Source organism: Pseudoalteromonas sp. MER144-MNA-CIBAN-0113 (genome assembly GCF_040308965.1).
Lineage (GTDB): Bacteria > Pseudomonadota > Gammaproteobacteria > Enterobacterales > Alteromonadaceae > Pseudoalteromonas > Pseudoalteromonas tetraodonis.
Genome location: NZ_JBEOOG010000025.1, coordinates 12,783 through 27,237 on the forward strand (window position 1 = coordinate 12,783; position 14,455 = coordinate 27,237).

Genomic DNA, 14,455 nt, shown 5'->3' on the forward strand with positions numbered 1-14,455 from the left:
AGGTTAAAAGTATGAGCGATGATCAAGATACAATGGACGAATGGGCAGCAGCACTTGCTGAAGCTGAAGGCACTGACGATAGTCCTGAGGTCAAAGTAACCGAGCTTGATGAGCTTGATGATTCAAAGCATGAACTCAGCGGTGAAGAAAAACGTAAACTCGATACTATTTTAGATATTCCCGTTACTATTTCTATGGAAGTAGGGCGTTCTAAAATTAATATTCGTAATTTATTACAACTTAACCAAGGTTCGGTCGTTGAGCTTGACAGGGTTGCCGGCGAACCGCTCGATGTTTTAGTTAATGGTACTTTGATTGCGCATGGCGAAGTGGTTGTGGTGAACGATAAGTTCGGTATTCGTTTAACGGATGTAATTAGCCAGGTTGAACGGATCAAAAAGTTACGATGATAGCACTAGCCAGTTTAAGCAATTCGGTGTTTGCAGCAACAGATGCTGCAACACCGACCACAGATATCGTATCCATGGTGTTATCTTTGGGTATGGTTGTGGTGTTAATTTTAGTGTTGGCTTTTTTTGTAAAAAAGCTCAATCCAAATTTAACCAATAACGATGAGTTTAAAGTGATCCGCAGTCTTCCGTTGGGATCACGTGAGCGCTTAATGGTGGTTGAAATAGATAATGCACAGCACCTATTAGGGGTTACTCCACACAGTATTAATTATCTACACAAGTTAGAAACCCCCCTAACAGAAAAAGAGTTACCAGAATTAGCGAAGCGGTTTGGCAAAATGTTGAATCCGCAACTTAATCAAAATAAAAAGAACTAATATTATGACTAAATGGCTGCTTTTCCTATTTGCCATGGTGTTTGTCCCAGGGGTCAATGCCGAGGGGATTGACGCGCTGACGATCACTACTAATGCCGATGGCACCCAAGACTACTCAGTGACGCTACAAGTGTTGGCGATCATGACGGCTATGAGCTTTATTCCAGCCGCCATTATCATGATGACCTCTTTCACTCGAATTATTGTTGTTTTAGCTATTTTGCGCCAAGCCATTGGTTTGCAGCAAACGCCTTCGAACCAAGTATTACTAGGTATGTCGCTGTTTTTAAGTATTTTTATTATGGCGCCAATTTATGAGCAAATAAATGAGCGAGCTATCGAACCGTATTTAAGTGAACAAGTAACGTCACTTGAAGCACTTGATTTAGCCAAAGAGCCAATGAAAGCGTTTATGCTCTCACAGGTACGTATAAAAGATTTAGAAACCTTTGCTAAAATAGCAGGTTACGATCAGCTTGACTCGCCTGAAGCAACGCCAATGGTTGTGCTTATTCCTGCGTTTGTGACCAGTGAGTTACAAACCGCTTTTATTATTGGTTTTATGTTTTTTATTCCCTTTTTGATTGTCGATTTGGTGGTTGCATCGGTATTGATGGCCATGGGTATGATGATGCTATCCCCCATGATTGTATCGCTACCGTTTAAAATTATGTTGTTTGTATTGGTTGATGGGTGGAGCTTGGTGATGGGTACACTCGCTAAAAGCTTTGGCTTGGGCACGTAGTTGTGCACTCTTCATTGAACCAACCACACTAGGAGTCGTCCATGGAACCTGAAGTATTTGTTGATATTTTAAGTGGAGCCCTATTTTTAGTGATTAAGCTGGTGTCTGCCATTGTGGTACCTGGCTTAATTATTGGGTTGGTTGTGGCTGTGTTTCAGGCAGCAACCTCAATTAACGAACAAACACTGAGTTTTTTACCGCGTTTATTTATCACCATCAGTGCCCTGATTGTGGGAGGACATTGGTTTACTCAAGAGCTAATGGACTTTTTTAATCGCTTAGTGCTGCTTATCCCCGAAATTGCAGGTTAACAATGGAATTTCCATTTTCCGTTGTCATTCAATGGTTAAGTGATTTTTTACTGCCCTTAGTGCGCATCAGCTCTATGATCATGATCATGGCGGGTATTGGCGCAAAAAACGTACCTGCTCGAATAAAAATGGGCTTGGCTGTAGTGGTCACCTTCTTAGTTGTTCCTGTTCTTCCTGCTGCTACATTTACTAATCTATTTTCTTTTGAAATGATTTTAGTGGTACTCCAACAAATGTTGATTGGTGTCGCAATTGGTTTTGCGTCCACACTATTACTCAATACGTTTGTGTTAGCCGGTCAAATTCTTGCTATGCAAACCGGTTTAGGTTTTGCATCTGTTGTTGACCCCTCTAATGGGATGAGTGTGCCTGCAGTGGGGCAATTTTATCTAATATTAGCTACCTTATTATTTTTTGTGTTTAATGGTCATTTAATGATGATTCAAATGGTGGTGCACAGTTTTGAAGTACTCCCGATTGATGGCAATTGGTGGGCGGTTGATCATTACTGGGACATAGTGACATGGGGTGGTTGGATGTTTACCACTGCATTAGTGCTGTCATTAGCACCATTAACCGCCATGCTGGTTATTAATATGGCATTTGGTATTATGACCCGTGCTGCACCGCAGTTAAATATTTTCTCGATAGGCTTCCCGTTTACCTTAGTGGCAGGGCTCGTTATTATTTGGGCAACGCTCGGTAACTTTGTCACTCAGTTTGAGTTCCAATGGCTAAAAATGGTTGAGCTGATGTGTACTCTAATTGGTTGTTCCCCTTAGGAGAGCGTAATGGCTGAAGATTCCGGACAAGAAAAAACCGAAGAACCCACCCCAAAAAAAGTTGATGATGCTAAAAAGAAAGGCCAAATAGCGCGTTCTAAAGAGTTAGGTACCATGTTTGTGCTTATTTTTTCTGCTATTTCCTTATTAATGTATGGGCCTGAAATTGGCAAAGGCTTGTACCGCATTATGGGAAGAATGCTGAGTCTTAACCGCAATGAAACCTACGACACCACCAAAATGTTTGCCGTATGGGGAGAGGTGGCCGACGTACTGTTATTTCCTATGTCGATGTTTGTACTCATTATTGTATTGGCTGCATTTATCGGTAATACCATGCTTGGCGGCTTTAATTTTAGTTGGCAAGCAGCTGCGCCCAAAGCCAGTAAAATGTCGCCAATGAAAGGCTTTACCCGCATGTTTGGTCCACAAGCGGCTATAGAATTGCTTAAGTCATTATTAAAGTTTGGCTTGGTGGCCGCATTTGCTATTTTTTTAATTAATACGTTTTTTGATGAAATCTTACATTTAAGTATAGAAAGTGCGCCTGGCAATATTGTTCATGCTTTGGAAATTTTAGCGTGGATGTTTTTAGCCATGTCTTGCACCTTAATTATTATTGCTGCTATTGACGCCCCATTTCAAAGCTATAGTCATAACAAACAGCTTAAAATGACTATGCAAGAGGTAAAAGACGAATATAAAAACTCAGAAGGTGATCCGCAGATTAAAGCGCGCATAAGGCAAACCCAACGTCAAATGTCGCAAAAGAGAATGATGCAGGATGTGCCAGACGCCGATGTTATTGTTACCAACCCTACTCACTATTCCGTAGCTTTAAAATACGATACAGAGCGAGCAGGCGCGCCTATTGTATTAGCCAAAGGTGTGGATGAGCTCGCCATGCAAATTCGTAAAATTGCATTGGGTAATGAAGTGCCTATTGTTGAGTCTCCAACTTTAACCCGAGCGCTTTATCATACTGCAGAAGTGGGTGAGCAAATCCCCGATCAGCTATTTACTGCGGTTGCTCAAGTGCTTGCTTATGTGTTTCAGCTTAAACGGTTTAAAAAAGGCCGTGGAAAACGCCCTGTTGCCCTTAATAAAAAGCTGCCTATCCCCGATGAATTTAAGTATTAACTGCTAACCAACTAACTTGGAATAGTTATTGCAATTTCAGCGTAGTGTCAATTTTTTGAAATTGTAGAGTTATGGAATTTAAAGCGGTATTACAACAACTTAATAAAGATAAAAAAGAATATGCGAAGGGCGTTGGTACACCGCTTTTGGTGTTGGCTGCGCTGGGTATGGTTATTTTACCACTGCCTCCATTCCTGCTTGATATATTATTTTCGTTTAATATCGCGCTTGCGTTAGTTGTATTACTGGTCACTGTATACACCATGAAACCGCTTGAGTTTGGTATGTTCCCAGCCGTGCTGTTAATTGCAACCATAATGCGCTTAGCACTCAATGTGGCCAGTACCCGGGTGGTACTGCTTGAGGGTCATAACGGTGGGGATGCTGCTGGTAAAGTCATTGAAGCATTTGGTTCAGTGGTAATCGGTGGTAACTACGCCGTGGGCTTGGTGGTGTTTTTAATTCTGATCATCATTAACTTTGTGGTAATCACCAAAGGTGCTGGTCGTATTTCAGAAGTATCAGCGCGTTTTACTCTAGATGCTATGCCAGGTAAGCAAATGGCCATAGATGCAGATATGAATGCCGGTTTTATCAGTGCCGAGCAAGCCAGAGAACGTCGTGAGGAAGTAACTCGTGAAGCTGACTTTTATGGTTCTATGGATGGTGCTAGTAAATTTGTAAAAGGCGATGCTATTGCTGGCATAGTCATTTTAGTGATCAATATTGTGGGTGGCTTATTTGTTGGCATGATCCAACATGATTTAAGTTTTTCACGCGCTATGGAAGTGTACACACTATTGACCATTGGTGATGGCTTAGTCGCGCAATTACCTTCATTACTACTTTCAATTGGTACTGCAATTGTTGTAACCCGTCAAAATGAATCGCACAACATGGGCGATCAGTTTAAGAAGCAATTAGGTAACGAAAAGTCGTTATTTATTGCCTCAGGTATCCTTATTACTATGGGCTTAGTCCCAGGTATGCCACACCTTGCATTTTTAAGCTTAGGGGCGCTTTTAGGTTACCTTGCATACTATACTCAGCAAAATAAACTGAAATTAGCCGCTGCAGAAGCAGAAGAAGCCGAAAATGCGGCCTCAGGTACCGGAATTGCGGCTAAACAAGAGCAAAAAGAACTGGGTTGGGATGATGTTCAACAAGTTGATGTTATTGGTCTAGAAGTCGGTTACCGACTCATTCCTCTCGTTGACCAATCACAAGGTGGCGAGCTGTTAAACCGTATTAAAGGAGTGCGTAAAAAACTATCTCAAGAGCTGGGCTTTTTAGTGCCGCCGGTGCATATACGCGATAATCTAGAACTCGACCCAAATGCATACCGCATAACCATGATGGGTGTATCAAGTGGTGAGGGTGAGCTTAAACATGGTGATGAATTAGCGATTAACCCAGGCCAAGTATTTGGCCCGCTAAAAGGAATTGAAACTAAAGATCCTGCGTTTGGTTTAGATGCGGTTTGGATAAAACCCGATCAAAAAGATGAAGCACAGTCTTTAGGTTACACGGTGGTTGATTCGGCGACCGTGGTGGCAACCCATATTAGCCAGTTACTCACCAATAGCGCCGCATTATTACTCGGACATGAAGAAGTACAGAACTTATTAGATATGTTAGGTAAGAGTCACCCTCGCTTAGTTGAAGGACTTGTACCTGAGGTATTACCGCTGACCACCATCGTTAAAGTACTACAAAATTTATTAAACGAAGGGGTGGCAATACGAGATATGCGTTCAATTGTTCAAACCCTTGTTGAGTATGGCCCTCGTAGCCAAGACCCAGATGTATTAACGGCTGCAGTGCGAATATCACTGCGTAGATTAATCGTCCAAGATGCCGTTGGTATGTCTTCTGAAATCCCTGTCATAACCTTGGCGCCTGAGTTGGAACAGATGTTGCATCAGTCACTTCAAAATGCAGGTGATGAAGGTGCCGGAATAGAACCAGGGCTTGCTGATAGACTTCAAACATCATTGAATGAAGCGCATCAAAATCAAGAAATGGCCGGTGAACCTTCAATATTGCTAACGTCAGGAATGTTACGCACTGTGTTATCTCGATTTGTTAAATACACCATTCCAGGATTGCGAGTGATGTCTTATCAAGAGATACCAGATGAAAGACAGATCAAGATTGTCAGCTCTGTAGGCCAACAATAAGATTTTAAAGGGGTTTGAATTATGAAAATTAAACGTTTTTTTGCTAAAGACATGCGCACTGCACTAAAAGAAGTAAAAGAAGAGTTGGGTGTTGATGCGGTTATTATGTCAAATAAAAAACTAGCTAATGGCGTTGAAATTGTTGCTGCAGTTGATTACGACAAAGCAGCGACAAAAGCGCCAGAGCAGCCTCAAAGCCAACCTGCTGCAAGAGCTTCATTTGCACATACTGAGCAAAGTTCACATAATTTTGTTAAACCAGAACCGCAACGCGCTCAACCTAAGCCACAGGCAAAGGTTGCAGATAGCTTACAAGCTTTACTAGAGCGTCAGTCTCCACGTCCTCGTTCAGCAGAGCTTGCTTCAATGTTTTCACACTCTGGCATTGACACTTCTGGTCACTATCAAGAACAAGAGCCTGTGCAATCACGACCTAAAAATATGTTTGAACGTGAACAAAGCGCGCCAGTGCGCCCTCGCACCCAAGCCGATAGCTTAGGTTTCGACGACTTAGACAGTGGCTTTGACGATTTAGATTCACCTAGCGCACCGCGTCAGCAAACAATGCATAAAGAATCCAGTGACATCAGCACAATGCGTGAAGAAATGAACGCAATTCGTCAACTATTAGAGCACCAAGTATCAGGTTTAATGCAGCAAGATATGGCACGTCGCGACCCGACCCGTGCATGTATGATTGACCGCTTAGTCGGTATGGGGATAGAAAAAAATGTTGCTGAGCAAATGGCATGTTTTGTACCAGACGATGTGTCTCGCCAACAAGGCTGGAAAGCTTTATTGAACATGGTTGAAGATCAAATGCAAACCACGAACAACGAAATACTTCGCCAAGGCGGTGTTTTTGCGTTAGTCGGACCTACTGGCGTGGGTAAAACCACCACAGTTGCAAAACTGGCAGCATTGGGTGCACAAAAATACGGTGCCGATAAAGTAGCGCTTATTACTACCGATACCTACCGTATTGGTGCTTATGAGCAGCTAGCAACGTATGGTCGTATTATAGGTTGTGGCGTTAAACAAGTTAAAGATGCAAATGAATTAGCAGAAGTTTTATACCATTTACGAAATAAACGTCTAGTCTTAATTGATACAGCAGGAATGAGTCAACGTGATTTACGCTTAACCGAGCAGTTAAACACCTTGATGCGTAATCAGCGTGTTGATATACGTAGTTATTTAGTATTAAGTGCGACGGCGCAAATTAATGTATTACAAGAAACAGTAAGGCACTTTAAAAAAGTACAGCTAAGCGGATGTATTTTTACTAAACTTGATGAGTCATTGAGTTTAGGTGAGATTATTAGTATTGCGATTCAAAATCGTCTCCCAATAGGGTATCTTACTAACGGTCAGCGAGTACCAGAAGATATTAGAGTGGCAAATGCCGAAAAACTAGTAAAAAAAGCTGAGCAATTGTATTTAAAAAGAATAAAAGCACAACAATCACGACACCAATCAGTGGCGTCGAGCACAGTAGAGATGTATGATTAACACAGTTTTAGATCAAGCAAGCGGCCTTCGCAAAATGAGCAAGAATAATAATAACGGCGTAAAAGTTATCGCTGTCACCGGCGGCAAAGGTGGAGTGGGTAAAACGAACGTATCCCTTAACACGGCAATCGCGTTAGGCCAACAAGGCAAACGTGTGCTTGTACTAGATGCTGATTTAGGATTAGCGAATTGTGATGTGATGCTTGGACTGCGCGTTGAGCGTAATTTATCTCATGTTTTATCGGGCGAATGTGAACTTGATGATATTTTAGTCGAAGGTCCCGCAGGCATAAAAATAGTGCCTGCAACATCGGGTTCGCAAAGTATGGTTGAGTTATCACCCTCAGAGCACGCTGGACTTATTCGTGCATTTAGTGAACTTAACACCGACTTTGATATTTTAATTGTTGATACCGCTGCGGGTATTTCTGACATGGTATTGAGCTTTTCTCGTGCCGCACAGGATGTGGTTGTGGTGGTATGTGATGAGCCAACATCAATTACCGATGCCTATGCGCTCATTAAAGTACTGAGCCGTGAGCACGGCGTATACAAATTTAAAATTGTTGCCAACATGGTGCGTAGCTTACGCGAAGGGCAGGAATTGTTTGCAAAACTTTCAAAGGTTACCGACCGATTTTTAGATATATCAATGGAGTTGGTTGCAACAGTTCCTTATGATGAGAATATGCGCAAATCAACGCGCCGCCAAAAAGTAATTGTTGAGGTTTTTCCTGGGTCGCCTGCTGCAATTGCTTTTAAAACACTGGCTACAAAAATTGCTAAGTGGCCAACACCTAGTCAAGCCTCGGGTCATTTAGAGTTTTTCATTGAGAAACTAGTTAGTAACTAACAATGACAATACCGGTGAATAGAGCTATGGGATATCAGTCAACACAAAATTTAAATATGATTGTTGAAAAGCATGCCTCATTAGTCAAAAAAGTGGCGTGCCATTTAATTGCTCGTTTACCGGCCAGTGTGCAGCTAGATGATTTAATTCAATCGGGTATGATTGGTTTAATTGAAGCTTCAAAAAACTTTGATGCAAGCAAAGGCGCAAGCTTTGAAACCTTTGCCGGTATTCGTATTCGTGGTGCGATGATAGACGAAATGCGCCGAGGCGATTGGGTTCCACGTTCAGTTCACAGAAAAAGCCGTTTGGTTGCAGAAACTATTGTTGCGCTTGAGAACAGTTTAAACCGTGAACCTAAAGATAGTGAAGTTGCTGAAAAACTTGAAATTTCGCTAAATGAGTACCATCATATTTTAAACGATGTAAATGTAAGCAAAGTGTTAGGTATTGAAGACCTTGGTATAGATGACGATGTGATTACACCTCATGGCCAAGATTTAGCACTAGACAAACCGTTCAATAATGTTAAAAATGAACGGTTTAATGAGTCTTTACTCAGTGCAATAAAGTCGTTACCGGAAAAAGATGCAATGGTGCTTTCTTTGTACTATAACGATGAGATGAATTTAAAAGAAATTGGGCATATACTCGATGTAAGTGAATCGCGTGTAAGTCAGATACATGGTCAGGCGATGATTAAGCTTAAAGCAAAAATCAATGACTGGATAAACTAGAAGTAAGTAAATAAAGGTTCAGGCCTCACTGGAGGATGTTTTGGATAAAAACATTAAAATTCTTGTTGTTGATGATTTCTCAACAATGAGACGTATTATTAAAAACCTGTTGCGCGATTTAGGTTTTACCAATGTTCAAGAAGCAGATGACGGGTCAACTGCTTTGCCTATGTTGCAAAATCAAGCGTTTGATTTTGTTGTAACAGATTGGAATATGCCAGGCATGCAAGGTATTGATCTTTTAAGGGCAATTCGAGCTGATGAAAAATTAAAGCATATTCCTGTTTTAATGGTTACAGCAGAAGCTAAAAAAGAACAAATAATTGCTGCGGCCCAAGCAGGTGTTAATGGTTATATTGTTAAACCATTCACTGCAGGTACATTGAAAACTAAATTAGAAAAAGTGTTCGAACGCTTAGGTTAATGAGAGGGAGAGGCTTATGTCAGCACCTGCTGCGCCTCAGATTACTTTAGAACAAGCTCGCCAGTTAGTTGTTTTTTTAGAAAATGGTGAGCAAGATAAAGCGAATCAGTTAATTTTAGAAACAGCTTCACAAGAGCAATCACAGTTATTTGCTGAGGTGGGTAAGTTGACGCGTCAACTGCACGAAGCTTTAAAAAGTTTCGAGTTAGACACGCGTTTAACAGACATTACCACTGATGCCATCCCTGACGCAAAAAAACGCCTTAACTATGTCATGGAAATGACAGAAAACGCAGCCAATAAGACAATGGATGCGGTTGAAGCAAGCTTACCATTAGCACAAGAAATCGCTGACGAAATAGCTGATATCAAGCCAACGTGGGATCGTTTAATGAACCGCGAAATAGAGCTTGGTGAGTTTAAATCACTTTGCCATAGTATTGATAAGTTTATGAGCAGTTCTCATCACAAAACCGATGAGTTACAAATGCTGATGACTAATGTGCTGATGGCTCAAGACTATCAAGATTTAACCGGTCAGGTTATTCGCCGTGTTATTGAACTTGTCCGTGAAGTTGAAGAAAGTTTAATTCACCTGTTAACTGCATTTGCAGCGCAAGGTGGTGAGGTTGAACCAACTGAACAACCAGAAAAAATAGAAGATCCCATTGTTGCACAAACACTAGCAGGTCCCGAAGGGCCTATTATTGATAAAGAAACGCGTAATGATGTTGTATCTGATCAAGATGAAGTTGATGATCTATTATCAAGTTTGGGCTTCTAATAGGAGAGTACTGCATGAGCTTTGAAGTCGATGAAGATATTTTACAAGACTTTTTAGTAGAGGCCGGAGAAATCCTTGAGCTTTTATCTGAACAGTTAGTAGAACTGGAAAACAACCCAGATGATACTGAGCTACTAAACGCAATATTTCGCGGTTTCCACACTGTAAAGGGTGGCGCTGGCTTTTTGGCTATGACAGAGCTTGTTGATGCATGTCATGGTGCTGAAAATGTGTTTGATTTACTGCGCCAAGGTGTAAGAACAGTTAACTCTGAATTAATGGATGTGATTTTACAAGCACTGGACACCATTAATGAAATGTTTGCCACGATTAAAAATCGTGACCAGCCAGAGCCTGCTGATCCAGAATTACTTGCAGTACTTCACAAACTTGGGCAGCCACCGACAGCAGAAGAGCTTGCCGGCGATTCTGTGGTTGAAGATATAGCTCCTGTGGAAACTCCATCGGTAGAGCCTGAACCAGTTGCAGAGCAACCGAGCAACGATGCTGAAGAAGACCCGTTTGCTTTTGATGAATTATTTAGCGGCCCAGATAGCAGCAGTACTGAGTCTCAGATTGATGAAATAACCGAAGACGAATTCGAAAGCCTACTTGATGAACTTCATGGAAAAGGGCAAGCCCCACAAGAAAAACAATCATCATCAAGTGGCAATGATGTCAGTGGTGATATAACTGACGATGAATTTGACAGCTTATTGGATGAACTTCATGGTGTAGGCAGCTTTGGCGAAGTGAGCCAAGCAACCGCAAGTACACCACAACAAACACCATCGGCTCCTGTGGCTTCACCAAGTAACGAGCAAAGCTCGGGCGATGATGAAATAAGTGACGACGAGTTTGAAGCCTTACTTGATGAACTTCATGGTAAAGGTGCACCTAAGTCGATAGAAACACCGGCTCCTGTAAGTAAACCTGAACCAGTGGCAGCTAAAAAGCCAGAACCAGTTGCTGCAGCTAAGCCACAGCCTAAACCAGAGCCAGCTAAGCCGGCTCCTGCGGCACAAGCAGCTAAAGCTGCGCCGCCCAAAAAAGCAGCGCCTCCACCGGCAGAAACAACTGTACGTGTTGATACCAAACGCCTAGACCAAATAATGAACATGGTGGGCGAGTTAGTACTTGTGCGAAATCGTTTGGTAAGCTTGGCAACAAACTCTGACAGCGAGGCTATGGGTAAAGCTATTTCCAACTTAGATGTTGTGACTGCTGATATCCAAGGTGCAGTAATGCAAACACGAATGCAGCCAATTAAAAAAGTGTTTGGCCGTTTCCCCCGTGTAGTACGAGATTTAGCACGAACGCTGCAAAAAGATATTAATTTATTACTTGTTGGTGAAGACACCGATTTAGATAAAAATTTAGTGGAAGCATTGGCAGATCCACTCGTGCATTTAGTGCGCAACTCAGTGGATCATGGTATTGAAATGCCCGATATTCGTGAAGCATCGGGTAAACCTAGAACCGGTACTGTTACTTTATCAGCGTCTCAGCAAGGCGACCATATCCTGCTTACCATCCAAGATGATGGTGCCGGTATGGATGCTGAAAAGCTTAAAAAGATTGCGATTAGTAAAGGGGTGCTTGATCACGACCAAGCGAGTCGTCTTTCTGATACTGAAGCTTATAACCTTATTTTTGCACCTGGGTTTTCAACCAAAGAAGAAATCTCAGATATTTCTGGCCGTGGTGTTGGTATGGATGTGGTTAAAACAAAAATCACTCAGCTCAATGGCTCGGTTAACATAAAATCAGAAATGGGCGTAGGGACTACTTTAGAAATCAAAGTTCCACTAACACTTGCGATATTGCCTACCTTAATGGTGGTGGTGGGAGAGCAAACCTTTGCCTTGCCGCTAGCGGGTGTAAGTGAAATATTCCACTTAGATTTAACAAAAACTAATGTGGTTGATGGCCAGCTAACGATTATTGTTCGTAAAAAGTCGATTCCATTATTCTACCTTGAACATTGGCTTATAAAAGGCGCTGATAGAGGTCAGCGAAAAGCACAAGGGCATGTCGTTATTGTGCAAATAGGGACTCAAAAAGTAGGGTTCGTTGTTGATTCACTAATAGGTCAAGAAGAAGTGGTGATCAAGCCTCTAGATGCATTATTGCAAGGTACGCCGGGTATGGCGGGTGCGACTATTACCTCTGATGGTGGAATTGCACTGATATTAGATGTACCGAGTATGCTAAAGCATTACGCTGGATAATAAAAAGTAGGTATAAACTTTATGCCTACCCATTCATTGAATAAGAGAGCGAAATGGCTGTTAAAGTTTTAGTAGTTGATGATTCAAGCTTTTTTCGCCGCAGAGTGAGTGAAATTCTTGAACAAGACAGCGGCATTGAGGTAATAGGCTTTGCTGTAAATGGCCGAGAGGCCGTCGAAAAAACAGCTCAGTTACGTCCTGATGTTATCACCATGGATGTTGAAATGCCGGTGCTGGATGGTATTAGTGCTGTGAAAGAGATCATGGCGAGTAATCCAACACCTATTTTAATGTTTTCATCGTTAACACGAGCAGGAGCATCTGCCACTTTGGATGCGCTTGATGCTGGGGCGATGGACTTTTTACCTAAAAAGTTTGAAGATATTGCTCGCAATAACGATGATGCAATTAAGTTATTGCAAAATAAGGTTAAGGAAATAGGCCGCCAGCGTATTGGAAGAATTACGAGAACGGCCCCATCTCCAAGTATTAGTAAACCAGCGTCAAACAGCTCTGAGCGCTTTTCTAACCTTGCTAAAAAGCCGATAGTTCAACCTGATCGTAGCTTTAATAATGCGAGTCCTGCATCTACTAGCAGCAGTGCCTCAGCGCGTGCCAGTGGTAAGCAGTATCAGTTAGTTGCTATTGGTACATCCACAGGTGGGCCGGTTGCACTGCAAACTATTTTGACGCAATTACCTGCTAATTTTCCACACCCTATTTTACTCATACAGCATATGCCTGCTGCATTTACCCCGGCTTTTGCTACTCGCTTAGATGGCTTGTGTAAGATTAAGGTAAAAGAAGCGCAGCAAGGCGATAGATTACAACCTGGGTGCGCTTATTTAGCGCCAGGTGGCCAGCAAATGATGGTAGAAGGACGTGGCTCTAATAGAACCCTTCGTGTGTTTGAAGATAAAAATGAACGAGTAAACTATAAACCAAGTGTTGATATTACCTTTGCCAGTGCGGCCAAAGCGTATCAAGGTGATGTGCTTGCCATTATTTTGACAGGCATGGGTGCAGATGGTCGTGATGGTGCTCGCATGCTTAAGCAAACTGGCGCTACAATTTGGGCTCAGGATGAAAAAAGCTGTGTTGTCTATGGTATGCCTCAGGCGATAGCCAGTGCAGGTTTAGCGAGCGAAAGCATTAGCCTTCATGATGTGGCTGCACGTTTAAAAAGAGAGGCTGGCTGTGGATAAGCTTTCTGTTTTAGGATTACTGGTTGCATTAGGTGCTATTGCAATCGGTTATTCTTTAGAGGGAGGTGTGGTATCTGCGCTGTTTAATGGGCCTGCACTAATTATTGTATTAGGCGGTACATTAGGTGCGGTGATGCTACAAACATCAGCCAATACATTTAAAAAAATGCTTGGTATTACTCATTGGGTTTTTGTTACCGACGACCATGATATTGAAGATGCTATTGAGCAAGTAAAACGCTGGTCGCATAAAGCCCGTCAAGAAGGGTATTTAGCATTAGAAAGCGAAGCACTTGCGCATTCAGATCCCTATGCCGCCAAAGGACTGAGCTTATTAGTTGATGGCTGTTCAGAGCAAAAACTACGCGATACCCTCGAGATTGACTTATTACTTGAGCGAGAACGATTACTTGATGCTAGCCGGGTATATGAAGCAATGGGTGGGTATAGCCCAACTATTGGTATTTTAGGTGCGGTACTTGGGCTTATTCAAGCCATGTCATTTATTAACGATCCTGAGCAGTTAGGAACGGGTATTGCCACCGCGTTCATTGCAACTATATATGGTGTTGGTTTGGCTAATTTATTATTTTTACCTATGGCCAATAAGCTAAAGCAACGGGTTGAGCAAAAGATGCTTTATCACGAAATGTTAGCGGAAGGTGTAATTGCTATTAGCCAAGGTGAGAGCCCTATTAATATTGAACTAAAGCTTGAAGCCTACCGCGTTGAACGTCCAATTTTACAGGCCCATTAGCGCC

15 protein-coding genes are annotated in these 14,455 nt (G+C 42.2%); all 15 read left to right on the forward strand.

Going from position 1 to position 14,455, the window contains the following annotated elements:
* The first annotated feature begins 11 nt into the window (after positions 1-11).
* Positions 12-410 carry a flagellar motor switch protein FliN gene (gene fliN / locus AAEY57_RS08685; RefSeq protein ID WP_013465554.1) on the forward strand — a complete coding sequence of 133 codons (399 nt, stop codon included), beginning with the start codon at positions 12-14 and terminating at the stop codon, positions 408-410.
* Complete coding sequence (gene fliO, locus AAEY57_RS08690; protein WP_024602027.1) at positions 407-790, forward strand: flagellar biosynthetic protein FliO; 384 nt, start codon at positions 407-409, stop codon at positions 788-790. Before fliN ends, fliO begins: the two co-directional genes overlap by 4 nt.
* A gap of 4 nt (positions 791-794) precedes the next feature.
* Positions 795-1,535 carry a flagellar type III secretion system pore protein FliP gene (fliP, locus tag AAEY57_RS08695; protein ID WP_013465552.1) on the forward strand — a complete coding sequence of 247 codons (741 nt, stop codon included), beginning with the start codon at positions 795-797 and terminating at the stop codon, positions 1,533-1,535.
* 41 nt (positions 1,536-1,576) lie between these two features.
* Positions 1,577-1,846 (forward strand): flagellar biosynthetic protein FliQ, encoded by a 270-nt coding sequence (locus AAEY57_RS08700; RefSeq protein ID WP_024602029.1) that lies wholly within the window; start codon positions 1,577-1,579, stop codon positions 1,844-1,846.
* A 2-nt stretch (positions 1,847-1,848) separates the two neighbouring features.
* Positions 1,849-2,628 (forward strand): flagellar biosynthetic protein FliR, encoded by a 780-nt coding sequence (gene fliR / locus AAEY57_RS08705; RefSeq protein WP_024602030.1) that lies wholly within the window; start codon positions 1,849-1,851, stop codon positions 2,626-2,628.
* Positions 2,629-2,637: 9 nt separating this feature from the next.
* Positions 2,638-3,768 (forward strand): flagellar biosynthesis protein FlhB, encoded by a 1,131-nt coding sequence (gene flhB, locus AAEY57_RS08710; RefSeq protein ID WP_008112201.1) that lies wholly within the window; start codon positions 2,638-2,640, stop codon positions 3,766-3,768.
* A 71-nt stretch (positions 3,769-3,839) separates the two neighbouring features.
* Entirely contained in the window at positions 3,840-5,948 is a 2,109-nt protein-coding gene (gene flhA, locus AAEY57_RS08715) for a flagellar biosynthesis protein FlhA (protein WP_008112204.1), read from the forward strand.
* Positions 5,949-5,969: 21 nt separating this feature from the next.
* Positions 5,970-7,460 carry a flagellar biosynthesis GTPase FlhF gene (gene flhF, locus AAEY57_RS08720; RefSeq protein WP_096038654.1) on the forward strand — a complete coding sequence of 497 codons (1,491 nt, stop codon included), beginning with the start codon at positions 5,970-5,972 and terminating at the stop codon, positions 7,458-7,460.
* Complete coding sequence (locus tag AAEY57_RS08725) at positions 7,453-8,313, forward strand: MinD/ParA family ATP-binding protein (protein WP_010387928.1); 861 nt, start codon at positions 7,453-7,455, stop codon at positions 8,311-8,313. Before flhF ends, AAEY57_RS08725 begins: the two co-directional genes overlap by 8 nt.
* Positions 8,314-8,339: 26 nt before the next feature.
* On the forward strand, positions 8,340-9,050 hold the full coding sequence (locus tag AAEY57_RS08730; RefSeq protein ID WP_008112209.1) for an RNA polymerase sigma factor FliA: 711 nt from the start codon (positions 8,340-8,342) through the stop codon (positions 9,048-9,050).
* Between the two features lie 40 nt (positions 9,051-9,090).
* Positions 9,091-9,474: a chemotaxis response regulator CheY gene (gene cheY, locus AAEY57_RS08735; RefSeq protein WP_008112210.1), complete on the forward strand. Its 384-nt coding sequence runs from the start codon at positions 9,091-9,093 to the stop codon at positions 9,472-9,474.
* Positions 9,475-9,490: 16 nt separating this feature from the next.
* The gene (locus tag AAEY57_RS08740) at positions 9,491-10,258 is read left to right on the forward strand and encodes a protein phosphatase CheZ (RefSeq protein ID WP_010387932.1); all 768 of its coding nucleotides are present in this window, start codon (positions 9,491-9,493) and stop codon (positions 10,256-10,258) included.
* Between the two features lie 14 nt (positions 10,259-10,272).
* Positions 10,273-12,489 (forward strand): chemotaxis protein CheA, encoded by a 2,217-nt coding sequence (locus AAEY57_RS08745; protein WP_350607493.1) that lies wholly within the window; start codon positions 10,273-10,275, stop codon positions 12,487-12,489.
* Positions 12,490-12,542: 53 nt separating this feature from the next.
* Entirely contained in the window at positions 12,543-13,694 is a 1,152-nt protein-coding gene (locus AAEY57_RS08750) for a protein-glutamate methylesterase/protein-glutamine glutaminase (protein ID WP_010387935.1), read from the forward strand.
* On the forward strand, positions 13,687-14,451 hold the full coding sequence (locus AAEY57_RS08755; RefSeq protein WP_024602033.1) for a flagellar motor protein: 765 nt from the start codon (positions 13,687-13,689) through the stop codon (positions 14,449-14,451). The genes AAEY57_RS08750 and AAEY57_RS08755 overlap by 8 nt, the downstream gene beginning before the upstream one ends.
* The last annotated feature ends 4 nt before the right edge of the window (positions 14,452-14,455 follow it).